The 26,011-nt window shown below is 72.3% G+C and carries 17 protein-coding genes and 1 pseudogene; 17 read left to right on the plus strand and 1 reads right to left on the minus strand.

Features of this window, described 5'->3' with window-relative positions; genetic code table 11:
* The first annotated feature begins 69 nt into the window (after positions 1-69).
* From A3CE_RS0142570 to A3CE_RS52470, 16 genes and pseudogenes are all read left to right on the plus strand, one after another.
* Positions 70-924, plus strand: coding sequence for an alpha/beta fold hydrolase (locus A3CE_RS0142570; protein WP_051183978.1), 855 nt, complete (start codon positions 70-72; stop codon positions 922-924).
* Between the two features lie 92 nt (positions 925-1,016).
* Positions 1,017-2,735, plus strand: a pseudogene (locus A3CE_RS0142575) (amino acid adenylation domain-containing protein); the annotation flags it as partial.
* Positions 2,736-2,748: 13 nt separating this feature from the next.
* The gene (locus tag A3CE_RS0142580; RefSeq protein ID WP_020646224.1) at positions 2,749-3,939 is read left to right on the plus strand and encodes a cytochrome P450; all 1,191 of its coding nucleotides are present in this window, start codon (positions 2,749-2,751) and stop codon (positions 3,937-3,939) included.
* Positions 3,940-4,104: 165 nt separating this feature from the next.
* Positions 4,105-5,175, plus strand: a complete 1,071-nt coding sequence (gene hppD / locus A3CE_RS0142585) for a 4-hydroxyphenylpyruvate dioxygenase (protein WP_020646225.1) — start codon at positions 4,105-4,107, stop codon at positions 5,173-5,175.
* Positions 5,172-6,248 (plus strand): alpha-hydroxy acid oxidase, encoded by a 1,077-nt coding sequence (locus tag A3CE_RS0142590; RefSeq protein WP_020646226.1) that lies wholly within the window; start codon positions 5,172-5,174, stop codon positions 6,246-6,248. Before hppD ends, A3CE_RS0142590 begins: the two co-directional genes overlap by 4 nt.
* A gap of 90 nt (positions 6,249-6,338) precedes the next feature.
* Positions 6,339-7,697, plus strand: a complete 1,359-nt coding sequence (locus A3CE_RS0142595; RefSeq protein ID WP_020646227.1) for a cation:proton antiporter — start codon at positions 6,339-6,341, stop codon at positions 7,695-7,697.
* 263 nt (positions 7,698-7,960) lie between these two features.
* Positions 7,961-9,373 (plus strand): NDP-hexose 2,3-dehydratase family protein, encoded by a 1,413-nt coding sequence (locus tag A3CE_RS0142600; RefSeq protein WP_020646228.1) that lies wholly within the window; start codon positions 7,961-7,963, stop codon positions 9,371-9,373.
* Position 9,374: 1 nt separating this feature from the next.
* Positions 9,375-9,674, plus strand: a complete 300-nt coding sequence (locus A3CE_RS0142605; protein ID WP_020646229.1) for a hypothetical protein — start codon at positions 9,375-9,377, stop codon at positions 9,672-9,674.
* The gene (locus tag A3CE_RS0142610) at positions 9,671-10,780 is read left to right on the plus strand and encodes a DegT/DnrJ/EryC1/StrS family aminotransferase (RefSeq protein ID WP_020646230.1); all 1,110 of its coding nucleotides are present in this window, start codon (positions 9,671-9,673) and stop codon (positions 10,778-10,780) included. The genes A3CE_RS0142605 and A3CE_RS0142610 overlap by 4 nt, the downstream gene beginning before the upstream one ends.
* Positions 10,781-10,803: 23 nt before the next feature.
* Positions 10,804-11,421, plus strand: a complete 618-nt coding sequence (locus A3CE_RS0142615; RefSeq protein ID WP_020646231.1) for a dTDP-4-dehydrorhamnose 3,5-epimerase family protein — start codon at positions 10,804-10,806, stop codon at positions 11,419-11,421.
* Positions 11,422-11,656: 235 nt separating this feature from the next.
* Positions 11,657-12,757, plus strand: a complete 1,101-nt coding sequence (gene dpgA, locus A3CE_RS0142620; protein WP_020646232.1) for a 3,5-dihydroxyphenylacetyl-CoA synthase DpgA — start codon at positions 11,657-11,659, stop codon at positions 12,755-12,757.
* Positions 12,751-13,407 (plus strand): enoyl-CoA-hydratase DpgB, encoded by a 657-nt coding sequence (dpgB, locus tag A3CE_RS0142625; protein ID WP_020646233.1) that lies wholly within the window; start codon positions 12,751-12,753, stop codon positions 13,405-13,407. Before dpgA ends, dpgB begins: the two co-directional genes overlap by 7 nt.
* Positions 13,404-14,708, plus strand: a complete 1,305-nt coding sequence (gene dpgC, locus A3CE_RS0142630) for a (3,5-dihydroxyphenyl)acetyl-CoA 1,2-dioxygenase DpgC (protein ID WP_020646234.1) — start codon at positions 13,404-13,406, stop codon at positions 14,706-14,708. The genes dpgB and dpgC overlap by 4 nt, the downstream gene beginning before the upstream one ends.
* On the plus strand, positions 14,705-15,514 hold the full coding sequence (gene dpgD, locus A3CE_RS0142635) for an enoyl-CoA-hydratase DpgD (RefSeq protein ID WP_020646235.1): 810 nt from the start codon (positions 14,705-14,707) through the stop codon (positions 15,512-15,514). Before dpgC ends, dpgD begins: the two co-directional genes overlap by 4 nt.
* Before the next feature lie 116 nt (positions 15,515-15,630).
* Positions 15,631-16,719 (plus strand): 3-deoxy-7-phosphoheptulonate synthase, encoded by a 1,089-nt coding sequence (locus tag A3CE_RS0142640; protein ID WP_026469394.1) that lies wholly within the window; start codon positions 15,631-15,633, stop codon positions 16,717-16,719.
* A gap of 118 nt (positions 16,720-16,837) precedes the next feature.
* Entirely contained in the window at positions 16,838-23,242 is a 6,405-nt protein-coding gene (locus tag A3CE_RS52470; RefSeq protein WP_051183826.1) for an SDR family NAD(P)-dependent oxidoreductase, read from the plus strand.
* Here A3CE_RS52470 and A3CE_RS0142650 read toward each other — a convergent pair.
* Complete coding sequence (locus A3CE_RS0142650; protein WP_020646237.1) at positions 23,237-24,520, minus strand: cation:proton antiporter domain-containing protein; 1,284 nt, start codon at positions 24,518-24,520, stop codon at positions 23,237-23,239. The genes A3CE_RS52470 and A3CE_RS0142650 overlap by 6 nt on opposite strands.
* 383 nt (positions 24,521-24,903) lie before the next feature.
* On the opposite strand from A3CE_RS0142650, the gene A3CE_RS0142655 reads away from it, so the two are divergent.
* A complete protein-coding gene (locus A3CE_RS0142655; protein ID WP_051183827.1) occupies positions 24,904-26,007 on the plus strand; it encodes a sugar ABC transporter substrate-binding protein in 1,104 nt (367 codons plus the stop codon).
* The last annotated feature ends 4 nt before the right edge of the window (positions 26,008-26,011 follow it).

The raw sequence follows: 26,011 nt of genomic DNA on the forward strand, positions 1-26,011 counted from the left end.
GATCTTCGAAGGTACGGTCACACGTGTCGCCGCGCGCCGCGGATGGGCGGCGGGCAGGGGAGGACCTTCATGCTGATGACGACTGAGCACGGGATCCGGCTGTCGTACCACGACCAGGGCCGTGGTGCGCCGGTTCTGCTGCTGACCGGCACCGGGGCGCCGAGCTCGGTGTGGGACCTGCACCAGGTGCCCGCGCTCCGCGCCGCCGGGTTCCGGGTGATCACCATGGACAACCGCGGGATCCCGCCCAGCGACGACGGCGCGGACGGGTTCACCGTCGACGACCTCGTCGCGGACGTGGCCGCGCTGCTCGACCACCTCGACGCGTCGCCGTGCCGCGTCGTCGGCACGTCGATGGGCTCGTACATCGCGCAGGAGCTGGCGCTGGCCCGCCCGGAACTGGTGGACGCCGTCGTGCTGATGGCGGCCTGCGGCCGGAGCAGTCTCGTCCAGCGCGTGCTCGCGGAGGCCGAGGCGGACCTGATCGGACGGGGGACCGAGCTGCCGCCGGGGTACCGCGCCGCCGTTCGCGCGATGCACAACCTGGGGCCCGCGACGCTCGCCGACGACGACCTCGCTGCCGACTGGCTCGACCTGTTCGCGGCGTCGGAGAACTGGGGGCCGGGCGTCCGGGCGCAGCTGCTGCTGAGCGCGTTGCCCGACCGTCGCGAGGCCTACCGGGCGATCAAGGTGCCCTGCCACGTCGTTTCGTTCGAGCACGACCTCGTGGCGCCGCCGTCCGCCGGGCAGGAGCTGGCCGCCGTGATCCCCGGCGCCACGCACCGCACGATCCCGGGGTGCGGGCACTTCGGCTACCTGGAGAAGCCGGAAGCGGTGAACCGCGAGCTGCTCCGGTTCCTCCGCACGGAATCCGGCGTGGCTGTGACATCCGGGGCTTCGCCCCGGACCCCCGAAGAACTGTGACAGCCGGGGCTCGCCCCGGGCCGGGGGCTCCGCCACCCGGACCCCCGAAACCTGGAGGAGACCGCATGACCGGCGCGATCGTGCCCCCGTCCACGGCACCCGCCCTGTTCGAGGCGGCCGCCGCCGCGGTGCCGGACCGGCCGGCCGTGGCGATGGGGACCACCACGCTGACCTACGCCGAGCTGAATACCCAGGCCAACCGGCTCGCGCGCCGGCTCGTGGCGCACGGCGTGGGCCCGGAACGGCTGGTCGCACTGGCGATGCCGCGGTCGATCGAGTTCGCCGTCGCGATGCTGGCCGTGCACAAGGCCGGCGGTGCGTACGTGCCGATCGACCCGGACTATCCCGCGGAACGCCGGCAGCACATGCTGGCCGGTGCGGCGGCGCAGTGCCTGCTGTGCCTGCCCGGGCAGGACGTCGCCGGCGCTCCGGTCGTGCTGAGCGTGGCGCTGGCGGAGCCGGGCCGTCCCGAGCCGGACCTGGACGACTCCGACCGGCTCGCCCCGCTGCTGCCCAGCCACCCCGCGTACGTCATCTTCACCTCGGGCTCGACCGGGCAGCCGAAGGGCGTCGTGGTCACGCACCGGGGAATCCCGAACCTGGCCGCCGACTACGTGCACCGCCAGAACCTGCTGCCCGACAGCCGGTTGCTGGCTTTCGCGTCCCCCAGCTTCGACGCCGCCGTCGCCGAGTTCTGGCCGATCTGGCTGGCCGGTGCCTGCCTGGTGCTGGCGCCCGCGCCGGACCTGATCCCCGGGGAGCCGCTCGCCCGGCTGGTCCGGGACCGGCACATCACCCACGTGACGCTGCCGCCGTCCGCGCTGGCCCCGCTGGAGGAAGCCGGCGGCCTGCCGCCGGGGCTGACCCTCCTGGTCGCCGGCGAGGCGTGCCCGGCTCCGGTCGCGAAGCGCTGGGCCGCCGGCCGCGTCATGATCAACGCGTACGGCCCCACCGAAGCCACGGTCGCGGTGACCGCGAGCGACCCGCTGACCGGCGAAGACACGCCGCCGATCGGCAGGCCGATCACCGGTGTCCACACCTACGTCCTGGACGACCGGCTGGTCCCCGTCCCGGACGGGACCGTGGGGGAGCTGTACATGACCGGCCCGGGCCTCGCCCGCGGTTACCTGCACCGGCCGGCCGCGACCGCGGAACGGTTCCTGCCGGACCCGTTCGGCGGTCCGGGGCAGCGCATGTACCGCACGGGTGACCGGGTGCGGGCGCGCCCGGACGGTCAGCTCGTCTTCGTCGGCCGGGCCGACGACCAGCTGAAGGTGCGTGGTCACCGGATCGAGCCGGCGGAGGTCGAATCCGCGCTGCTCGCGGTGGACGGGGTGGCCCAGGCGGTGGTGACCGAACACGACAACCGGCTCGTGGCGTACGTGGTCGGCGCCGGGGGCGCGCGGGTGCCCGCCGAAGACCTCCTGCCGCCGCTGAGGAAGCAGCTGCCCGCCTACCTGGTCCCCGACGTGGTCGTCGGCCTGCCGCACCTGCCGACCACCCCGAACGGCAAGGTCGACCGGGCCGCGCTGCCCGCGCCCGAGGCGGAGGACACCGGGCGCGCGATCTCCGGGCGGGCGCCGAGCACGCCCACGGAAATCCACCTGGCCGCCTTGTTCGCGGAAGTGCTCGGTGTCAGCAGCGTCGGCGTGGAGGACAGCTTCTTCGAGGTCGGCGGCCACTCGCTGCTCGCCACCCGGCTGGTTTCCCGCATCCGCGAAAGCCTGCGGGTCCGGCTGCGGGTGCAGGCCTTCTTCGACGCGCCGACCGTGGCCGAACTCGCCAAGGTGCTCGACGCCGCCCTGACGTGACCTGGAGACCCTGATGCAGACGACGAACGCCGTCGACCTCGGCAACCCCGACCTGTACACGACCCTGGAACGGCACGCCCGCTGGCGCGAGCTCGCGGCGGAAGACGCGATGGTGTGGAGTGACCCGGGCAGTTCCCCCTCCGGCTTCTGGTCGGTGTTCTCGCACCGGGCGTGCGCCGCGGTCCTCGCGCCGTCGGCGCCGCTCACCTCCGAATACGGGATGATGATCGGGTTCGACCGCGACCACCCGGACAACTCCGGCGGCCGGATGATGGTGGTCTCCGAACACGAGCAGCACCGCAAGCTGCGCAAGCTCGTCGGGCCGCTGCTGTCCCGGGCGGCCGCGCGCAAGCTGGCCGAGCGGGTGCGGATCGAGGTCGGCGACGTGCTCGGCCGGGTCCTCGACGGCGAGGTCTGCGACGCGGCCACGGCGATCGGCCCCCGCATCCCCGCCGCGGTCGTGTGCGAGATCCTCGGCGTGCCCGCCGAGGACGAAGACATGCTCATCGACCTGACCAACCACGCCTTCGGCGGCGAGGACGAGCTGTTCGACGGGATGACCCCGCGGCAGGCGCACACCGAGATCCTCGTCTACTTCGACGAACTGATCACCGCGCGCCGCAAGGAACCCGGCGACGACCTCGTCAGCACGCTGGTGACCGACGACGACCTCACGATCGACGACGTGCTGCTCAACTGCGACAACGTGCTCATCGGCGGCAACGAGACCACGCGGCACGCGATCACCGGCGCGGTGCACGCGCTGGCGACGGTGCCCGGCCTGCTGACGGCGCTGCGGGACGGGAGCGCGGACGTCGACACCGTCGTGGAAGAGGTGCTGCGCTGGACCTCGCCCGCGATGCACGTGCTCCGGGTGACGACCGCCGACGTCACGATCAACGGCCGCGACCTGCCGTCCGGCACCCCGGTGGTGGCGTGGCTGCCCGCGGCGAACCGGGACCCCGCCGAGTTCGACGACCCGGACACCTTCCTGCCCGGGCGGAAACCCAACCGGCACATCACCTTCGGCCACGGCATGCACCACTGCCTCGGGTCCGCGCTCGCGCGGATCGAGCTGTCGGTCGTGCTGCGGGTGCTGGCCGAGCGGGTGTCCCGGGTGGACCTGGAACGGGAGCCGGCCTGGTTGCGGGCGATCGTCGTGCAGGGGTACCGGGAACTCCCGGTGCGGTTCACCGGGCGCTGACCCGCGCGCGGTGCCCCGGTGAGGGTGCGGCTGCCCCGCGCCCATTTTGTCCACTGTGGACTCCGGCGCCCGCCGCGGCGGGTGTCAAGCTGACACCGTTGATGCGGAATTGGCTTGGAGCCATCCTGGGGAATGAGCGTTACACCTATTTGACGGAGGAATGTCTTGACTTCCGATTCGACTGTCCAGAATTTCGAGATCGACTACGTCGAAATGTATGTGGAAAACCTCGAGGCGGCCACGTTCACCTGGGTCGACAAGTATGCTTTCGCCGTCGCCGGTACCGACCGGTCGGCGGACCACCGGAGCGTCACGCTGCGGCAGGGCCCGATCAAGCTGGTCCTCACCGAACCGACGTCGGACCGGCACCCGGCGGCCGCCTACCTCCAGTCGCACGGCGACGGCGTGGCCGACATCGCGCTGCGCACGCCGGACGTGACCGCCGCTTTCGAAGCCGCGGTGCGGGGCGGGGCCGCCGCCGTGCGCGAACCGGTGCGGCTCGCCGGCGGGCCGATCGTCACGGCCACCATCGGCGGGTTCGGCGACGTCGTGCACACCCTGATCCAGAGCGGCGAAGCCACCGCGGCCGCGCCGGAGACCACCGGCCAGGGCGGGGGAGACGTGAACCTGCTCGGGCTCGACCACTTCGCGGTCTGCCTGAACTCGGGTGACCTCGGTCCCACGGTGGCGTTCTACGAGCGGGCCTTCGGGTTCCGGCAGATCTTCGAGGAGCACATCGTGGTCGGCAGGCAGGCGATGAACTCCACCGTGGTGCAGAGCGCGTCGGGGGAGGTCACCCTCACCCTGATCGAGCCCGACAGCAACGCCGACCCCGGCCAGATCGACGAGTTCCTCAAGGCCCACCAGGGAGCCGGCGTCCAGCACATCGCCTTCAACGCCGACGACGCGGTCCGCGCGGTCCGGGCGCTGTCCGGCCGCGGGGTGGAGTTCCTGAAGACTCCGGGGACCTATTACGACATGCTCGGCGAGCGGATCACGCTGGAGACGCACACGCTGGACGACCTGCGGTCGACGAACGTGCTCGCCGACGAGGACCACGGCGGCCAGCTGTTCCAGATCTTCGCCGCTTCCACCCACCCGCGTCACACCATCTTCTTCGAGATCATCGAGCGGCAGGGCGCGGGAACCTTCGGCAGCTCCAACATCAAGGCCCTGTACGAGGCCGTGGAGCTGGAGCGGACCGGGCAGAGCGAGTTCGGCGCCGCCCGGCGATGACGTACGTTTCCCTGGGCGACCTCGAACGTGCCGCTCGCGACGTCCTCCCCGGCGAGATCTGGGACTTCCTCGCCGGGGGGAGCGGCGCCGAGGCATCGCTGACGGCCAACCGCACCGCGCTCGACCGGGTTTTCGTGGTTCCCCGGATGCTGTGCGACCTGACCGGCAGCACCACCGAGGCCGAGCTCCTGGGCCGGCGCGCCGCGCTCCCGATGGCGGTCGCGCCGGTCGCGTACCAGCGGTTGTTCCACCCCGAGGGCGAGCTGGCGGCCGCTCGCGCGGCTCGCGACGCCGGCGTGCCGTACACCATCTGCACCTTGAGCAGCGTCCCGCTCGAGGAGGTCGCGGCCGTCGGCGGCCGGCCGTGGTTCCAGCTGTACTGGCTGCGTGACGAGAAGCGGTCGCTGGAGCTCGTGCGCCGCGCGGAAGACGCCGGGTGCGAAGCGATCGTGTTCACCGTGGACGTGCCGTGGATGGGACGGCGGTGGCGGGACATGCGCAACGGCTTCGCGTTGCCGGAATCGGTGACAGCGGCCAACTTCGACGCCGGATCGGCCGCGCACCGCCGCACGCGCGGGGCCTCGGCCGTGGCCGACCACACCGCGCGCGAGTTCGCCCCCGCCACCTGGGAGTCGGTGGCGACGGTCCGCGCGCACACGGACCTGCCGGTGGTGCTCAAGGGCATCCTCGCCGCCGAGGACGCCCGCCGTGCCGTCGAGGCCGGGGCCGACGGGATCGTGGTGTCCAACCACGGAGGTCGTCAGTTGGACGGCGCGGTGCCCGGGATCGAGGTGCTGGGCGAGATCGCCGCCGAGGTCTCCGGCCGCTGCGAAGTGCTGCTGGACGGCGGAATCCGGACCGGCGGGGACATCCTCAAGGCGGCCGCGCTGGGCGCGTCGGGCGTGCTGGTCGGGCGGCCCGTGATGTGGGGGCTGGCCGCGGCGGGCCAGGAGGGCGTCCGGCAGGTGTTCGAACTGCTCGCCGCCGAACTCCGGAACGCGCTGGGCCTGGCGGGCTGTGACTCGGTGAGCGCGGCCGGCCGGCTGGGCACGAGGGTCCCCCGCTACGGCTGATTCCCCGCCCCACGCCCGATTTCGACGTGAACCCGATCCGCCCGCGCGTGCCGGGCTCGACTGGAGCGGGGCCTTTCCCGGAGGAGAAAAATGCTGCACACCTTTGCCGCGGCGGTCGCGCCGGTCGCACCGATCGCCGCGCACAGTCTCCTGGTCTTCCTGCTGCAGATCGGCTTGCTGCTCCTGCTCGCCGTCGTGCTCGGCCGGCTGGCCGGCCGGTTCGGGATGCCCGCGGTCGTCGGTGAGCTGTTCGTCGGGGTGATCCTCGGTCCGTCGCTGCTGGGCTGGGCGGCGCCGGGCCTGCACAGCTGGCTGTTCCCGGCCGTCGCCGAGCAGTACCACCTGCTCGACGCCGTCGGCCAGGTCGGCGTCCTGCTGCTGGTCGGCCTCACCGGCGTGCAGATGGACATGGGGCTGGCCCGCAAGCGCGGCCTCACCGCGGCCGGGGTCAGCATCGGCGGCCTGGTCCTTCCGCTCGGCCTGGGGATCGGCGCGGGTTACCTGCTGCCGAAGGTGCTCGTTCCGGAGGGCACCGACGTCACCGTCTTCGCGATGTTCCTCGGCGTGGCCCTGTGCGTCAGCGCCATCCCGGTCATCGCCAAGACCCTCATCGACATGAAACTGCTGCACCGCAACATCGGGCAGCTCACGCTCACCGCCGGCATGGTCGACGACGTGTTCGGCTGGTTCATGCTGTCCGTCGTCAGCGCGATGGCGGTCAACGCGGTCTCCGCCGGCACCGTGCTCACTTCGCTGGCCTACCTGGTCGCCATCCTCGCCTTCTGTTTCACCCTCGGCCGTCCGCTGGCCCGGGGTGTGCTCCGCGTCGCGGCCAAGTCCGACGGTCCCGGGCTCACCGTCGCCACCGTCGTCGTCCTGATCTTCCTCGCCGCGGCCGGTACGCAGGCGCTCGGCCTGGAGGCGGTCTTCGGCGCCTTCCTCTGCGGCATCCTGCTCGGGACGGCGGGCAAGGTGGATCCGGCCAAGCTCGCCCCCCTGCGCACGGTCGTCCTGTCGGGACTCGCCCCCCTCTTCTTCGCCACGGCCGGGTTGCGGATGGACCTCACCGCGCTGACCCACCCGGTGGTCCTGCTCACCGGTCTGGTGGTGCTCGCCCTGGCCATCGCCGGCAAGTTCGCCGGCGCGTTCGCCGGCGCGCGGCTGAGCGGGTTGAACAAGTGGGAAGGGCTGGCGCTCGGCGCCGGGCTGAACGCGCGGGGAGTCATCCAGGTCGTGGTGGCCATGGTCGGCCTGCGGCTGGGTATCCTCAGCGTGGAGGTCTACACGATCATCATCCTCGTCGCGATCGTCACTTCCCTGATGGCGTCGCCGATCCTGCGGTTCGCGATGTCCAGAGTGGAGCAGACCGCCGAAGAACAGGTTCGCGAGAACGAACACCGGGCGTGGAACACGCACCCGGCGGCGAACCCGCAGGAGCAAAGTCTCTAGGCGCAGGCCGGTACTGCTCGGGGCGACGGGACGAACCGCGGGTGTCCAACCGCGGAATTCGCCGGTCGGACGGGAAATCGCTTTCTCGTGCCACGGCGGCCGTTGACCAATCCACGGCGTGGAACAGTGCGGTGCCTGCCGCTATCTTGGCGGCACGAGGAACGAAAAGACTTCCTCGACAGCGTCTTCGGCCTGACCCGACGCCGGTTCCGGAGCAGCGATGACGCAGCCTTCGCACGACGGTCATGACAAGGAGTCGTCCGATGCTGCCTGACCTCGTTCCCCCGGTCGTGGTGCGCCCCCGCGACGGCCGCGACCACGCGGACCGCATCGCGTTGTCGGCGGCGACCACCGACGGGGTGCACATGCGGACCGAGGACGTCCGCGCCTGGATCGCCGAACGCCGTGAGGCCAACGACTTCCACGTCGAACGCGTCCCGTTCCGGGACCTCGACCAGTGGTCGTTCGAGGAGGTGACCGGCAACCTCGTGCACCACAGCGGACGGTTCTTCACCATCGAGGGCCTGCACGTGATCGAGCACGACGGCCCGAACGGCGACGGCCCCTACCGCGAGTGGCAGCAACCGGTCATCAAGCAGCCCGAAGTCGGCATCCTCGGCATCCTGGGCAAGGAGTTCGGCGGCGTCCTGCACTTCCTGATGCAGGCCAAGATGGAGCCGGGGAACCCCAATCTGGTGCAGCTCTCGCCGACCGTGCAGGCCACCCGCAGCAACTACACCAAGGCGCACGGCGGCACGAACGTCAAGCTGATCGAGTACTTCGCCCCGCCCGACCCCGAGCACGTCATCGTCGACGTTCTCCAGGCCGAGCAAGGCTCGTGGTTCTTCCGCAAGTCCAATCGCAACATGATCGTCGAGACCGTCGACGACGTGCCGCTGTGGGACGACTTCTGCTGGCTCACCCTCGGCCAGATCGCGGAGCTGATGCACGAGGACGAGACGATCAACATGAACGCCAGGAGCGTGTTGTCGTGCCTGCCTTACCACGACGCGGCTCCCGGCGCGCGGTTCTCCGACGTCCAGCTCCTGTCGTGGTTCACGAACGAGCGTTCGCGGCACGACGTGCGTGCCCGCCGCATCCCGCTCGCGGACGTGTGCGGCTGGAAGCAGGGCGACGAAGCGATCGAGCACGAGGACGGCCGTTATTTCCGGGTCCTCGCGGTCGCCGTGCGGGGGAGCAACCGCGAGCGGATCAGCTGGACCCAGCCGCTGCTCGAATCCGTCGACCTGGGTGTCGTCGCGTTCCTCGTGCGCGAGATCGGCGGTGTGCCCCACGTTCTGGTGCACGCCCGCGCCGACGGTGGTTTCCTGGACACGGTCGAGCTGGCACCGACCGTCCAGTGCACTCCCCAAAACTACGCGCACCTGCCCGCGGAGAACCGCCCGCCCTTCCTCGACGTCGTCCTCAACGCTCCGGAGTCGCGCATTCGTTACGAGGCAATACATTCCGAAGAGGGCGGGCGCTTCCTCAACGTCCGGGCGCGCTACCTCGCGATCGAAGCGGACGACACGGTCGAGCCCCCTCCCGGCTACACCTGGGTCACGCCGGCCCAGCTCACCGCGCTCACCCGGCACGGGCACTACGTCAACGTCGAGGCCCGCACGCTGCTCGCCTGCCTCAACGCCGCGACGGCCCAGCCTCGAGGCGGTGCCTGACATGAAGACGGTCACCGTCCTCGGCGCCTCGGGTTTCGCCGGCTCGGCCGTCCACCGGCTGGGCGAAGTCTTCCGGCTCGTGGCACGGGAGGTCGCCGGGCACACCGGACGCGGCCCGGTGGACGTGCCCTGCGTGGCACCCCCGTCGCACGCGCCCGAGACGGATTTCCGGAGCGTCACGGTCGGTTCCACGCCGTTCCGGTCGATCACCGGCCGGCGCCCGGAGATGTCGCGGCCCGAGGGAGTGCGCCGCACTGTCGCCGCTTTGCCGTCATCAGATCAGGGAAAGGTTCGCACATGACCACGCGTGTATGGGACTACCAGGCCGAATACCGGAACGAGCGGCTCGACCTGCTGGACGCGGTCGAGACGGTCTTCGACTCGGGGCAGCTCGTGCTCGGGGCGAGCGTGCGTGGCTTCGAGGCGGAATTCGCCGCGTACCACGGGGTCGGGCACTGCGTTGGCCTCGACAACGGGACGAACGCGATCAAGCTCGGCCTGCAGGCGCTGGGTGTCGGGCCGGGCGACGAGGTGATCACGGTGTCCAACACCGCCGCCCCGACCGTGGTCGCCATCGACGGCACCGGCGCCACGCCGGTCTTCGTCGACGTCCGCGAGGACGACTTCCTGATGGACACCGGCCAGGTCGCGGCCGCGATCACCGAGCGCACCAAGTGCCTGCTGCCCGTGCACCTATACGGACAGTGCGTGGACATGGCTCCGCTGAAGGACCTCGCCGCGAAGCATGGACTGTCCATTTTGGAGGACTGTGCCCAGGCGCACGGGGCCCGGCAGAACGGAACGGTCGCGGGCTCGACCGGTGACGCGGCCGCGTTCTCCTTCTACCCGACCAAGGTGCTCGGGGCGTACGGCGACGGCGGCGCGACCATCACCTCCGACGAATCCGTGGACCGGCGGCTGCGGCGGCTGCGCTACTACGGCATGGACAAGCAGTACTACACGCTGGAAACGCCGGCCCACAACAGCCGGCTGGACGAGGTCCAGGCCGAGATCCTGCGGCGCAAGCTCAAGCGGCTCGACACCTACGTCGCCGCCCGCCAGGCCATCGCCCAGCGCTACGTCGACGGACTGGGCGACACGGAGCTGAAGCTGCCGCGGACCGTCCCCGGCAACGAGCACGTGTACTACGTGTACGTCGTGCGCCACCCGCGACGTGACGACATCATCGAGCGCCTCAAGGCGTACGACATCCACTTGAACATCAGCTATCCGTGGCCGGTGCACACCATGACCGGTTTCGCCCACCTCGGCTACGCGACCGGCGCGTTCCCGGTCACCGAAAAACTGGCCGGCGAGATCTTCTCGCTGCCGATGTACCCCGCGCTTTCCGCCGACCTGCAGGACAAGGTCATCCATGCGGTGCGCGAGGTGGTGTCCACCCTCTGACCACTCCACCAACAGGAGTAGCCGTGCAAGCACGCAAACTCGCCGTCGACGGCGCGATCGAGTTCACCCCCCGGGTCTTCCCCGACGACCGGGGCCTGTTCGTCTCGCCGTTCCAGGAAGAGGCCTTCGCCGAGGCCCGCGGCGGCCCGCTGTTCCGGGTGGCGCAGACGAACCACAGCATGTCCAAGCGCGGCGTGGTGCGTGGCATCCACTACACGATGACGCCACCGGGCACGGCCAAGTACGTCTACTGTGCCCGCGGCAAGGCGTTGGACATCGTGGTCGACATCCGGGTCGGCTCGCCGACGTTCGGCCGGTGGGACGCGGTCCTGCTGGACCAGCGGGACCACCGGGCGATGTACTTCCCGGTGGGGGTCGGCCACGCGTTCGTGGCCCTCGAGGACGACACCGCCATGTGGTACCTGCTCTCCACGGCCTACGTGGCGCGGAACGAGCTCGCCCTCTCGGTCCTGGATCCCGCGCTGGGCCTGCCCATCGACGCCGACGTCGACCCGATCCTGTCCGAACGGGACCAGGTGGCCGTCACGCTCGCCGAGGCGGGACGGCAGGGGTTGCTGCCGGACTACGCCACCTGCCTGGAGCTCGACCGGCAGCTGTCCGAAGTCTCCCTTTCCGCCTGACCTCACGACCGATCGGGCCGAAGGCGTCCTTCACCACGTCCGAACGCGGTGAAGGACGCCTTCGACGGAAACCAATCACGAACTCCGCGCCTTGGACGACATTGACCGCCGAGTTCGGCCGAGCCTACTTTCGGAATGTCCGGTCCGCTCTTTCGCGAAAGGTGAGATCCATGCCCGCTGCGCAGGTCAAGCAGCTGCTTCGAAGCAAGTTGAGAACGTGGGGGTGGATGTATCGATGACGACCAGCATCGAACCCGCCGAAGACCTTTCGGTCCTCTCCGGCCTGACCGAGATCACTCGATTCGCCGGCGTGGGAACAGCGGTTTCCGCGTCGTCCTATTCGCAGTCCGAGGTCCTCGACATCCTCGACGTCGAGGACCCCAAAATCCGCTCGGTCTTCCTGAACAGCGCCATCGACCGGCGTTTTCTCACCCTGCCGCCGGAGAGTCCCGGTGGGGGCCGCGTGTCCGAACCGCAGGGCGACCTCCTGGACAAGCACAAGGAGCTCGCGGTCGACATGGGGTGCCGGGCCCTCGAGGCCTGCCTGAAGTCGGCGGGAGCGACGCTTTCGGACCTGCGTCACCTGTGCTGCGTCACCTCGACCGGGTTCCTGACCCCCGGCCTCAGCGCACTGATCATCCGCGAACTGGGGATCGACCCGCACTGCAGCCGCTCGGACATCGTGGGCATGGGGTGCAACGCCGGCCTGAACGCGCTCAACGTCGTCGCCGGCTGGTCCGCGGCGCACCCGGGTGAACTCGGCGTCGTCCTGTGCAGCGAGGCGTGTTCCGCGGCCTACGCCCTGGACGGCACCATGCGGACCGCGGTGGTCAACAGCCTCTTCGGCGACGGATCCGCCGCACTCGCCGTGATTTCCGGTGACGGCCGCGTGCCCGGCCCTCGGGTCCTCAAGTTCGCGAGCTACATCATCACCGACGCGCTGGACGCCATGCGCTACGACTGGGACCGTGACCAGGACCGGTTCAGCTTCTTCCTCGACCCGCAGATTCCGTACGTGGTCGGGGCGCACGCGGAGATCGTCGCCGACCGGCTGCTGTCCGGCACGGGCCTGCGGCGCAGCGACATCGGGCACTGGCTGGTGCATTCCGGCGGCAAGAAGGTGATCGACTCCGTCGTCGTCAACCTCGGCCTGAGCCGCCACGACGTCCGCCACACCACCGGAGTTCTCCGTGACTACGGGAACCTTTCCAGCGGCTCCTTCCTCTTCTCCTACGAGCGGCTCGCCGAAGAAGGCGTCACCCGGCCCGGAGACTACGGCGTACTCATGACCATGGGGCCTGGCTCCACAATCGAAATGGCGCTGATCCAATGGTGAACGGTGAACTGGTGCTCCGGCTCGACGGCACCCGGCCCCTGTCGGCCGCGTCGGTCGAGGAACTGGACGCCCTCTGCGATCGCGCGGAAGACCACCGGGAACCCGGCCCGGTCACCGTCCACGTCACGGGTGTCCCGGCCGCCGGCTGGACGGCGGAGGTGACGGTCGGCCTGGTCTCCAAGTGGGAACGGGTGGTGCGCCGGTTCGAGCGGCTCGGCAGGCTCACCATCGCCGTGGCGGCGGGTGACTGCGCCGGAACGGCACTGGACGTCCTCCTCGCGGCCGACGTCCGGATCGCCGCGCCGGGCACCCGGCTGCTGCTCGCCCGGGCCGGCGGCGCGCCGTGGCCCGGGATGACCGTGCACCGGCTCACCCGGCAGGCCGGGGCGGCCGGCATCCGGCGGGCGGTGCTGCTCGGCGCCCCGATCGAGGCCGGTCGCGCGCTGGCCCTGAACCTGGTCGACGAGGTCTCGGAGGACCCGGCGGCCGCGCTGGCGGAGCTCGCCGGGACGGCCGGTGCCGTGGACGGCAAGGAGCTGGCGATCCGCCGTCAGCTGGTCTTCGAAGCCGGCTCGACCGCCTTCGAGGACGCACTCGGCGCCCACCTGGCCGCGGCGGACCGGGCCCTGCGCAGGGAAACCGCGTCGTGACGGCCGCACCCCCGACGTCTCCGCCGGGGCCGCGGCTCGACCGCCCGGCCCTGGCGGAGGCAGCCGGCCGCGTCGACGACCTGCTCGCCGAACTGCCGCCGCCGTCCGCCCGGACCCCCGGGCAACGCGAGGCCGCGTCTTCGGCGCTGGACGGGATCCGGGCGATGCGCGCGGACTACGTCGGGGCGCACGCCGAAGCGATCTACGACGAACTCACCGACGGCCGGTCCCGGTCCCTGCGCATCGACGAGCTCGTCCGGGCCGCCGCCCGGGCCTTTCCCGGCCTGGTGCCCACGGACGAGCAGATGGCGGCCGAGCGCGCGCGGCCGCAGGCGGAGAAGGACGGGCGGGAGATCGACCAGGGCATCTTCCTGCGCGGGATCCTGCGGGCGGAGCGGGCCGGCCCGCACCTGCTCGACGCCATGCTCCAGCCCACCCCGAGGGCGCTGAAGCTGCTCCCGGGATTCACCGAGTCCGGTGTCGTGCAGATGGAGGCGGTCCGGCTGGAACGCCGGGACGGCGTCGCGTACCTGACCCTGTGCCGGGACGACTGCCTCAACGCCGAGGACGCCCAGCAGGTCGACGACATGGAGACCGCGGTCGACCTGGCGCTGCTCGACCCGGCCGTCCGGGTGGGGCTGCTGCGCGGCGGGGAGATGAGCCATCCCCGCTACCGGGGGCGCCGCGTGTTCTGCGCCGGCATCAACCTCAAGAAGCTGAGCTCGGGCGGCATCCCGCTGGTCGATTTCCTGCTGCGGCGGGAGCTGGGGTACATCCACAAGATCGTGCGCGGCGTGGTCACCGAAGGTTCGTGGCATTCGCGGCTGACCGACAAGCCGTGGATCGCGGCCGTCGACTCCTTCGCCATCGGCGGCGGGGCCCAGCTGCTCCTCGTCTTCGACCACGTGCTGGCCGCGTCCGACGCCTACTTCAGCCTGCCCGCGGCGAAGGAGGGGATCATCCCCGGCGCGTCGAACTTCCGGCTCTCCCGGTTCGCCGGGCCCCGCGTGGCCCGGCAGGTGATCCTCGGCGGCCGCCGGATCCGGGCGGACGAGCCGGATGCCCGACTGCTCGTCGACGAGGTCGTCCCGCCGGCGGAGCTGGACGCGGCGATCGACGCCGCGCTGGCCCGCCTGGACGGGGAGGCGGTGCTGGCCAACCGGCGCATGCTGAACCTGGCCGAGGAACCGCCGGACGAATTCCGCCGGTACATGGCCGAGTTCGCCCTGCAGCAGGCGCTGCGGATCTACGGCGAAGACGTGATCGGCAAGGTCGGCCGGTTCGCGGCGGGCTCGTCGTGAGCGGCGACCGGGTGCGGTACGAGAAGAAGGACCACGTCGCCTACGTGACGCTGGACCGGCCCGGCGTGCTGAACGCCATGGACCGGCGGACGCACGAGGAGCTCGCCGGAATCTGGGACGACGCCGAGGCCGACGACGAAGTCCGGGTGGTGGTGCTGACCGGCGCCGGGAACCGCGCGTTCTCCGTCGGCCAGGACCTCAAGGAACGCGCCCGGCTGAACGAAGCGGGTGCGCGGGCCACGACGTTCGGCAGCCGGGGCCAGCCGGGGCATCCCCGGCTGACCGACCGGTTCACCCTGTCCAAGCCGGTGGTCGCCCGGGTGCACGGCTACGCGCTGGGCGGTGGCTTCGAGCTGGTGCTCGCCTGCGACATCGTCATCGCCTCCGACGATTCGGTGTTCGCCCTGCCGGAGGTCCGCCTCGGCCTGATCCCCGGGGCGGGCGGGGTGTTCCGGCTGCCGCGGCAGCTGCCGCAGAAGGTGGCGATGGGCTACCTGCTGACCGGCCGCCGGATGGACGCGGCGACGGCGCTGCGGTACGGATTGGTCAACGAGGTCGTGCCACCGGAGGAACTGGACCGGTGCGTCGCCGAATGGACGGACAGCCTCGTGCGCGCCGCTCCGCTTTCGGTTCGCGCGATCAAGGAGGCCGCGCTACGGTCGCTCGACCTCCCCCTGGAGGAGGCGTTCACCGCTTCCTACACCTGGGAAGAGCGCCGTCGGCGGAGCGAAGACGCGATCGAGGGTCCCCGGGCCTTCGCCGCGAAACGGGATCCGGTCTGGACCGGGGAATACCGGCCGGGTTGACCAGGCTGTTCGGTGGTTTCGAGTGAGGATGGTGCGGAGATGTCGGTGACGGAATTCGCTGTGACGGCGCGAAGGGGACCGGTCGCGGCCGGGCCGGGGCACCGGGTGTGGCCGCGATGACCCACACCGTCGCCACGACCGACCTCGACAACCAGCGCATCGAGCGGATCGTCCCCCTGGTCACCCCCGCCCTGCTGCATCACGAACTGCCGCTCAGCGCCACCGCGGCCGAGACGGTGCGAAAGGGCCGCGAGAGCGTCGTCCGCGTCCTCGACGGCACGGACGACCGGCTGCTCGTGATCACCGGGCCGTGCTCCATCCACGACCCCGCCGCGGCGCTCGACTACGCCGGCCACCTCGCCGCCATCGCCGGCGAGGTCGCCGGCGACCTGCTCGTCGTCATGCGCGTGTACTTCGAGAAACCCCGGACGATCGGCGGCTGGAAGGGGCTCATCAACGACCCCCACCTCGACGGCACCGGCGACGTCAACCACGGGCTGCGCACGGCCCGGCACCTCCTGCTGGAGCTCGCCGAACGCGGCCTGCCCGCCGCGTGCGAATGGCTGGACACCACCATTCCCGCGTACTTCGCGGACACGGTCTCGTGGGGCGCCATCGGCGCCCGCACCGTGGAAAGCCAGAACCACCGCATGCTCGCCAGCGGCCTGTCCATGCCCGTCGGCTTCAAGAACCGCCGCGACGGCGACATCACCGTCGCCATCGACGCGATCCGGGCCGCCGCGGTCCGCCACGTGGTCCCCGGCGTCGACCCCGGCGGGTTGCCCGCCATCCTGCACACGGCGGGCAACCCGGACTGCCACGTCGTCCTGCGCGGTGGTGACGGCGCGCCCAACCACGACTCCGCGTCCGTCCACAAGACACTGACCGCGCTGGAGGCCGCGGGCCTGCCCGGCCGGGTGGTGATCGACGCCAGCCACGACAACAGCGGCAAGGACCACCACCGCCAGCCCCTCGTCGCGGCCGAGATCGCGGGCCAGGTCGAGAACGGGCGGAACGGCATCGTCGGGGTGATGCTCGAGTCCAACCTCCGCGCCGGCCGCCAGGACCTCCAGCCGGGCCGTCCGCCGGCATACGGCCAGTCCATCACCGACGCCTGCATCGACGTCCCCACCACCCGGACGGTCCTCCACGGCCTCGCCGCGGCGGCCGCGGCCCGGCGAAAGCTCGGCAAGCAAGCAAGCTGAGCAAGTCCGTGAATGGCACATTGCCGGACATAGAGTCCCTCGATGTGCCATTCACGGACTTGGCCCTGACGGCGGCCGGCACCGACACGGATCCCCCGGATGGGGTATACCCGAACCGGTGGAGGAAATCCGGACAGAGTTCATCCGACCGCTGCTGACATCGTTGTCCGCGCACGCCGCGGACCGCCCCGCCTACTCCGACGACCGGCGAACGCTGACCTACGGCGGGCTGGCCCACGCCGCCGCGGAGCTCGCCGCCGGGCTCGGGGTGGCCCGGGGCGACCGCGTGCTGGTGCACGTCGGCAGCCGGGTCGAGTTCGCCGTCGCCCTGCTGGCGGTGCTGCGGGCGGCGGCCGTGGGAGTCCCGGTGAGCGTGCGCTCGACCGACGCCGAACTCGCCCACCTGGCGGCCGATTCGGGGGCGACGCTCCTGGTCACGGAGGCGCGGCACGCCGCCGCGGCCGAACGGCTGCGCCGCGACCGGCCCGGTCTGCGGGTTCTCTTCGTCGACGATCCGCCGCCCGCGCGGGTGGGCGAGCCGCGCGACGACCTCGGACTGGACGAGCCGGCTTGGCTGCTCTACACCTCCGGCACCACCGGCCGGCCCAAGGGCGTCCTGCTCTCGCAGCGCGCGATGCTGTGGTCGACGGCCGCGTACTACGTCCCCATGCTCGGGCTCGACGCCGAAGACACCGTGCTGTGGCCGTTGCCGACGCACCACGCGTACGCCCTGTCGCTGGCGTTCGTCACCACGATCGCGCTGGGGGCGCACACCCGGCTGGCCGACGGGTGCACGCCGGACCTGCTCGCCCGGTACCCCGGCAGTGTGCTCGCCGGTGTTCCCGCGCTCTACCTCCGGCTCCGCCAGGAGTCCGGCGGTCCCCTCGCCGCGCCGCGGCTGTGCCTGAGCGGCGGCGCGCCGTGCACGCCGGCGACCCGGGCCGCGGTCCGGGACCTGTTCGGGCTCCCGGTGGCCGACGGCTACGGGAGCACCGAGACGGGCGGGAAGGTCGCCGCCGAGCTTCCCGGTGAAGCGGGCCTGGTCCCGGTGCCCGGCTTGGAGATCCGGATCGACGCGGGGGAGGTGCTCGTCCGCGGTCCCGGGCTGATGCTGGGCTACCACGGGCGAACCGAATCACCGCTGCGGGACGGCTGGTACCGCACGGGCGACGCCGGCCGGTTCGAGGGCGGCCGGCTCGTGCTCGAGGGCCGCGTGGACGACGTGATCGTCTGCGGTGGCCAGAACGTCCACCCTGCCGAAATCGAGGCGGTGCTCGAAGAGTCGCCTTCGGTGCGGGACGTCCTCGTGCTCGGCCGTCCCGACGACGTCCTGGGCGAGGTGCCGGTGGCGTTCGTGGTCGCCGGGCCCGGCGGCTTCGACGCCGAGGAGCTGCGTGGCCGGTGTCTAGACCGGCTTTCGCTGTACAAGGTCCCGGTGGCCTACCTCGCGGTCGACGCGATCCCGCGGACGGCGTCGGGCAAGCCGCGGCGGAAGGCCCTGGCCGCCGCACAGCCCGATCTCGCCGCGCTCGTGCGGGCCGAACTGACTGTCCTCTGTGGACACGACGGCGGTGACGGGTGGCGGGACCGGCCGTTCACCGATCTCGGGCTGTCTTCGCTGGCCGGCGTGCAGTTCCGGCACCGGATCGCGGCGCTGACCGGCATCCCCGTCCCGCACTCGCTGATCTACGACTTCCCGACGCCGGGCGCGGTGATCGCCGAGCTGCACCGGCGCGGCACGGCGAGCCCGGAAGCGCCGCCGTCACCGAGTCCGGCGCCGGCCGGGGAGCCCATCGCCATCGTGGCGATGGCCTGCCGGTTCCCCGGCGGGGTGCGCTCGCCGGAGGACCTGTGGCGGCTCGTGGCGGATCAGGTCGACGCGACGAGCGAGTTCCCCGCCGACCGTGGCTGGGACGCGGACGAGCTGTACGACCCCGACCCGGACCGGCTCGGCCACTCGGTGACCCGGCGCGGCGGTTTCCTCGACGGCTTCGCGGAGTTCGACGCCGGGATGTTCGGCATCTCCCCGCGCGAGGCGCTGGCGACCGACCCGCAGCAGCGGCTGCTGCTGGAGACGGCGTGGGAGGCGTTCGAACGGGCCGGCATCGACGTCACGACCTTGCGCGGCAGCGACACCGGCGTGTTCGCCGGGGTGATGCACGAGGACTACGCGAGCCGGTTCACCCACCACGAACTCGAAGCGTGGCTGGGCATCGGGTCCTCGCACGCGGTGGCCTCGGGCCGGATCTCCTACACCTTCGGGCTCACCGGCCCGGCCCTCACCGTCGACACGGCCTGCTCGTCCTCGCTCGTCGCGCTGCACCTGGCGGTGAAGGCCCTGCGGGCCGGGGAATGTTCGCTCGCGATCGCCGGCGGGGCCACGGTGATGGCCACCCCGCGGACCTTCGTCGCCTTCAGCCGTCAGCGCGGCCTGTCCCCGGACGGGCGGTGCCGGTCCTACGCCGCCGGAGCGGACGGCACGGCCTGGTCGGAAGGCGCCGGGGTGATCCTCCTGGAGCGGCTGTCCGACGCGCGCCGGAACGGCCACCCGGTGCTGGCTCTCGTCAGCGGCACGGCGGTGAACTCCGACGGCGCGTCCAACGGGCTGACCGCGCCGAGCGGCCGCGCCCAGCAGGCCCTGATCGCGACGGCCCTCGCGGACGCCCGGCTGACCGCGGACGACGTCGACGCCGTCGAAGGGCACGGGACGGGAACGCCGCTGGGTGATCCGATCGAGGCGGAGGCCCTGATCGCGGCGTACGGTCAGGCGCGGGAGACGCCGCTCCGGCTCGGCTCGGTGAAGTCGAACATCGGCCACACCCAGGCGGCCGCCGGGATCGCTGGCGTGCTCAAGGTCGTGCTGGCCCTGCAGCACGGGCAGCTGCCGCCGTCGCGGTACGCGGACGAGCCGAGCCCGCACGTGGACTGGTCCTCCGGCGGGGTGGCGCTGCTGGCGGAGGCCCGGCCGTGGCCGCGCACCGAGCGGGTCCGCCGGGCCGGGGTGTCAGCCTTCGGGATCGGCGGGACGAACGCGCACGTGATCGTCGAGGAAGCCCCGGCGCCGGAGATCCCGCCACGACCGGAGTTCCCGTCGGTGCCGTGGTTGCTCAGCGCCGCCGACGCGGAGTCGTTGCGGCTTGTCGCGGCCGGCCTCGCCGAGGCCCCCGACACGGCCGACGTCGCCTTCACCCTCGCCCGGCGGACGCCGCTGGCCCACCGCGTCCTGGTGCCCGCGGGGAACCGGGAGGCCCTGCGGGCCGTCGCCGAAGGCCGCGTGCACGGCCGGACCGTGCGCGGGGAAACGCGGCTGGCGCTGCTGTTCGGCGGACAGGGCGCGCAGCGCGTCGGGATGGGACGGGAGCTCGCCGAGCGGTTCCCGGTCTTCGCCGGTGCCTTCGACGAGACGTGCGAGGCACTGGGCGTCGCCGTGCGCGACGTCGCCTTCGCCGGCGGGGACACCCTCGACCGCACCGACCACGCGCAGGCCGCGCTGTTCGCCTTCGGAGTGGCGCAGTACCGGCTGTTCGAGTCGTGGGGCCTGCGCCCGGACGTCCTGATCGGACACTCGGTCGGCGAGATCACCGCGGCGCACGTCGCCGGGGTGCTGTCGCTGGCGGACGCGGCCACGCTCGTGGCCGCGCGCGGCCGGCTCATGGCCGCCTTGCCCGGCGGCGGGGTGATGATCGCCGTCGAAGCCACCGAAGCGGACGTGGCTCCGTGGACGGGCGACGGCGTCGCGATCGCCGCGGTCAACGGGCCGCGTTCGGTGGTGCTCTCCGGTGCGGCGGCCGCGACGACGGCGCTCGCCGCGCGGTTCGGCGGCGGCACGCGCCTGCGCGTCAGCCACGCGTTCCATTCGCCGTTGCTGGAGCCGATGCTCGACGAGTTCCACGAGATCGCCGCCGGGCTGCGGCACCACCGCCCGGCCCTCCCGCTCGTCTCGTGCGTGACCGGGAAGCTCGTCGAGGAGATCGAGCCCGGCCACTGGCGGCGGCACGCCCGCGAAACCGTGCGGTTCGCCGACGCGCTGGCCACGGCCGCCGCCGCGGGCCCGGTGACCGGGCTCGAGATCGGCCCGGCGCCGGTGCTCGGCCGGGCGGCGGCCGGCACCGTGCCGACGGTGCCGGCCACGATGTCGGCCACCGGGGTGCTGGCCGCGGCGGGCGCGGTGCACACGGCCGGGATCCGGGTCGGCTGGCCCGCGGTGTTCGACGGCAGCGGCGCCCGGATCACGCCGTTGCCCACGTACCCGTTCAAGCGCACCCGGTACTGGCTGGACCAGCCGTCCCCGGAGCCGGTGAGCGGGGACCACGCCGTGCTCGGCCCGGCGCTGGCGGCGCCCGACTCGTCGCGGGTCGTGCACGGTGGCTCGCTCGGCATCCGGCGGCACCGGTGGCTCGCCGACCACGTCGTCGGCGGTTCGGTCCTGGCGCCCGGATCGGCGTTCGTCGACCTGGCCCTGCACGCCGGTGGGGTGGCGGTCGAGGAGCTCACGATCGAAGCGCCGCTGCGCCTGGACGGGGGAGCGGACGTCCACGTCCAGGTCGTCGTGGACGAGCCGCGGATCGACGTCTACGCCCGGCACCCCGACGAGAAGCAGTGGCGGAAGCACGCCGGGGGACGGCTGCGCCCGCCGGGGGCGCTCCCGCCCGGCTGGAGCGGCGAATGGCCGCCGGCCGGCGCCACGGAAGCCGACGTCGCCGAGGCCTACCGCGCACACTCCTACGGCCCCGCTTTCCGCGCCGTGCAACGGTTGTGGCTGCGCGACGAGGAGTTCTTCGCCGAGGCGGAGCTGCCGCCGGACGCCGGCGGGAAGTTCGAGCTGCACCCGGTCCTGCTGGACGCGGCCGTGCACGCGACCGCGCTGGCCGAGGGGCCGGCGGCCGAGCTCCGGGTGCCGTTCCTCTGGAGCGGCGTCGAGGTCTACGTGCCCGGGGCCCGGCGGGTGCGGGTGCACGGCCGCCGCCTCGGGACCGGCGCCGTCCGGGTCGCGCTGTTCGACGGCCAGGGCGACCCGGTGGCGCTGGTCGAATCCTTGACGACGCGGCCGATGGCGGCACCCGACACGATGCTCTACCGTCCACAGTGGATCGCGGTGCCGGCGGCGCCGGCCGCGGAACCGGTCCGCGTAGTCGAAATCGGTGGCGAAATCGGTGGCGACGACGTCCGGACGGCGGCCGGGCGGGCGCTCGCCGCGGTGCACGACTGGCAGGACCGGGGTGGCCGGCTGGTCCTCGTCACCCGGAACGCGACCGGTCCCGTCCCGGACCTGGCCGCCGCGGCGGCCTGGGGGCTGGGCTGCGCGGCCGCGGCGGAACACCCCGGCCGGATCGGCGTGGTCGATCTCGAGCCGGGATTCCCGGTGACCCGGGTGGCCGCCCTCGCCGGCGGCAGCGAGGAGCCACAGATCGCCATCCGCGCCGGGGCACCGCACGTCCTGCGGATCACGCGGGCGGCGCCGGCGAAGGCGTCGCCGATCGGCCCGGCCGGGACGGTGCTGATCACCGGGGGAACGGGGGCGCTCGGCGCCGTGCTGGCCCGGCACCTCGTCACGGACCACGGCGTCCGGCACCTCCTGCTGGTGAGCAGGCGCGGACCGGCGGCCCCCGGCGCCGAGGAGCTGCGGGCGGCGCTGCGCGAACTGGGCGCACACGTGCGGATCGTCGCGGCCGACATCGCCGACCGGGCCACCGTGGAGCGGCTGGTCGGCCGCTGCGAACCGCCGTTGACGGCGGTCGTGCACAGCGCGGCCGTGGTCGACGACGGCGTCCTGGCGGCCCAGACGCCGGACCGGCTGGACACCGTGCTGCGGCCCAAAGCGGACGCGGCGCTGCTGCTCGACGAGGCGACCCGGCACCTGCCGCTGACCGCGTTCGTCCTGTTCTCCTCGATCGCCGGCGTGTTCGGCAAGGCCGGGCAAGCCAACTACGCGGCCGCCAACCGCGTGCTGGACGCCTTGGCGTGGCGGCGCCGTGCGGCGGGACTCCCCGCGCTGTCGCTGGCGTGGGGCCTGTGGGAGCTCGGCACCGGCCTCGGCGACCGGATCTCGGCGACCGCCCGGCGGCGGATCCACGCCTCCGGCGTCGAGGGGCTCACCGCCGAGCAGGGCATGGCGCTGTTCGACGCGGCGCTCGGGTCGGCCGAACCGGTGCTGGTGCCGGCCCGGTTCGGCCCGGGGGCACCGATGGCGCTCCCGGCCGGAGGGCCGGTCGGGCGCCCGGCTCCGCCACGGCGTGGCTGGCCGGCGGACCCGGCCGAGCCCGAGGTGCGCGAGCTGCTGCGCGCGGAGGTCGCCGCGGTGCTGGGCCACCCCGACGCCGCCGTCATCGCCGACGACCGCCCGTTCACCGAGCTCGGGTTCGATTCGCTCACCGCGCTGGAGCTGCGCACCCGCCTGGCCGGGGCGGCCGGGATCGACCTGCCCGCGACGGTCGTCTTCGACCACCCCACCGTGGCCGAGCTGACCCGGTACCTGGTGGCCAGGCTCCCGGCCGCACCGAGTCCGGAGCAGAAGGGGCTATGACGCCGGCCGATCGGCGGGGGCGGGCTCGCCTCGGCGCAGCAGGAGCCGGGTCACCGGCCGGGCGCCGACGCCGTGCAGCAGCACGCTGCCGAGAACGCACACGACGGTGATGGTCAGGATCGTGTCGGCGGTGCCGCCGTCGGGGAGCCGGTTGAACGCCAGCAGCCCGAACACGATCGTCGTCGTCCCCCGCGGCCCGAGCACGCCGAGGAGCAGGCGCTCCCGCGCGGGGAACTTCGAACCGGCGAGCGAGAGGAACACCGGCGCGAGCCGGAGCACGGTGAGCGCGGCCGCGCAGAACAGCACGACCTGCCAGGAGACGCCGAGGACGACCATGAGCACCGCCGCGACGCCCACCATGAACCACATGGTCATGGTCAGCACCGAGGTGAGGTCCTCCAGCAGCTGGAAGTCCTTGGTGAGGGAGTGGGCGCTGTCCGCGCTCCGGCCGGCCGGAGCGCGGCGGAGCCGGCGGGCCTTGGCCTGCCGGTGGACGTACCGGAAGGCGGTCCCGCAGACGAACGAGGCGACGAACCCGTTGCCGTCGACGGCGACGGTCGCCGTGTAGGTCAGCAGCGGGGCCAGCATGACGACGACGCGCGCGGCCTGGTCGGTCATCCAGCCGAACCGGTTGGCCTGGTCCATGAGCACCGCCAGCAGCGTCCCGAGCACCACGCCGGCGACGAGGGCCTTGAGCGCGAAGGGCACCACGGTGCCCAGTGCCTCCAGCGGGGTGCGCTGCTGGTCGTGATCGCCCGCGAGGATCAGGGCGAAGAGGAACAGCGGTGAGACGATTCCGTCGTTGTAGCCGCTCTCGACGTTGAGCACGTTGCGGACGTGCAGGGGCACTCCGCGGTCGCGGACCAGCCGTTCGGCCGGGGCGAAGTCGATCGGCATGACGACGCCGGCGATGAGGAGCAGCACCGGCCAGGAAAAGCCGGGGAACAGGACCCAGCCGAGCGCCATCGCGAGCGCGAGGCTCAGCGGGAGGGCCAGCAGCAGCACCCGCGCGACCGACCACGGCGCGCTGCCCCAGAGCCGGCCGCCGCGCACCTCGGTGGCGTCGGTGAACAGCAGCACGGCGAGGATGATCTCCGCGACCTGCTGCACCGCCTGGGTGTTGAGCACGGCGTTGATCGAGTTCTCGTTGAGCACGCCGACGACGGCGCCCGCGAGCACGAGGACCACCGGAGCGCCGAGGTTCCACCGGTCCAGGCGGGCGGCCGCCAGCGAGCGGACGATGAGGGCGGCGGCGATCACGAGAAACAGGGCGTTCATGCGCTCGAAAGACTCGTTTCCGGAGGTCCGGGCGGTACTCAGTGGACAGTGACCGCAGCCGATCATAGACGAAGCCGTGGCCGCCACCGTGGCTACCGCGCGTGTGGGGTCGCTCTCAGCGACCACCGCCGGAGGTCCGGCCCGGGGCTCCGCCGGGTCCGCCGCCGTTCGACGAGTACGGCGGTGGCGGCCACCGGCCGTTCGAGACCGGTGACGCGCTGATTCGACGTATTCGATTTCCGGGCGGGCCGATTCGTGAAAATTTCATGAATGGCCCCCGAATGGCCGCCCGCCGAACGCGGGAACATCAGCCGGTTCGCCGGGCATAGAATCTTACGAAGAATTCCTGTGCCAACGCTGAGCCGAACGCGGGGGATCACACGATGAGAGCTGAAACCGGCATTGCCAGGAGAACAGCGTTGCGGTACCTGGGCGCGGGTGGTGGCGCGGTGGCTGCCGGCACCTTGCTGTCCGCGTGCACCAGCGTCCAGAATGCCCAGAACGGCCAGAACGGGGCCGGCTCCGGCCCGTTCCCGGGCACGCCGGGGTGGCGGTTCGTCTTCGTCAACCACGTCACCACGAACTCGTTCTTCGTGCCGACCCGGTCCGGGCTCGCCGACGCCGCGGCGCTGCTCGGGGTGCCGGAGCCACAGTGGACCGGTTCCGAAAACGGCAACGTCGCGCAGATGGCGAGTGCGATGGAGACCGCGATCAACGGCAAGGTCGACGGGATCGCCGTTGCCTTGACCGACAACAACGCGTTCGTCGACCTCACGAAGCGGGCGCTGGGCCAGGGCATTCCGGTGGTCGCCTACAACGCGAGCGCCGCCGGCAACTACCCGCTCACCTACGTCGGCCAGGATCTGTACCTGTCCGGGTTCCGGATGGGACAGCGCATCGCGCAGAAGATCACCTCCGGCGACATCCTGGTGGGCATCTCCCAGCCGGGCGGCAACAACGTGCAGCCGCGGCTGGACGGCATCACCGACGCGCTGAAGCAGGCCGCGCCCGGCGTGCGCGTCCAGTCGGTGAACACCGGCGCCGAACAGGCCGGCGAGCTGAACGCGATGACCGCCGCCTACACCGGGAACGCCGGGGCGAAAGGGATCTACGCGGTCGACGCCGGCAGCACCGCCGCCTGCGCGAAGCTGATCGCCGATCGCGGCCTGTCCGGCAAGATCGGCGCCGGCGGGTTCGACCTGCTCGACGACACGGTCGCCGGGGTGAAGGCCGGCGCGCTCGACTTCACCATCGACCAGTCGCCGTACCTGCAGGGTTTCCTGTCGGTGCTCTACCTGTACCTGTTCCGGCTGTCCGGCACGCTGGTCGCGCCGCCGGCCACCGACACCGGCCTCACCTTCGTCACCAAGGAGAACGTCGAGCCGTACGCGACGGCCCACAGCAGGTTCGAAGGCGGCGACAACAAGAGCGTGATCGGGATGCCCGGTGCGATCCCGTTGCCGCCGGCGTCGGTGCTGAGCCGGTAGCGGG

Origin of the sequence: Amycolatopsis balhimycina FH 1894 (assembly GCF_000384295.1) — a bacterium.
GTDB lineage: Bacteria > Actinomycetota > Actinomycetes > Mycobacteriales > Pseudonocardiaceae > Amycolatopsis > Amycolatopsis balhimycina.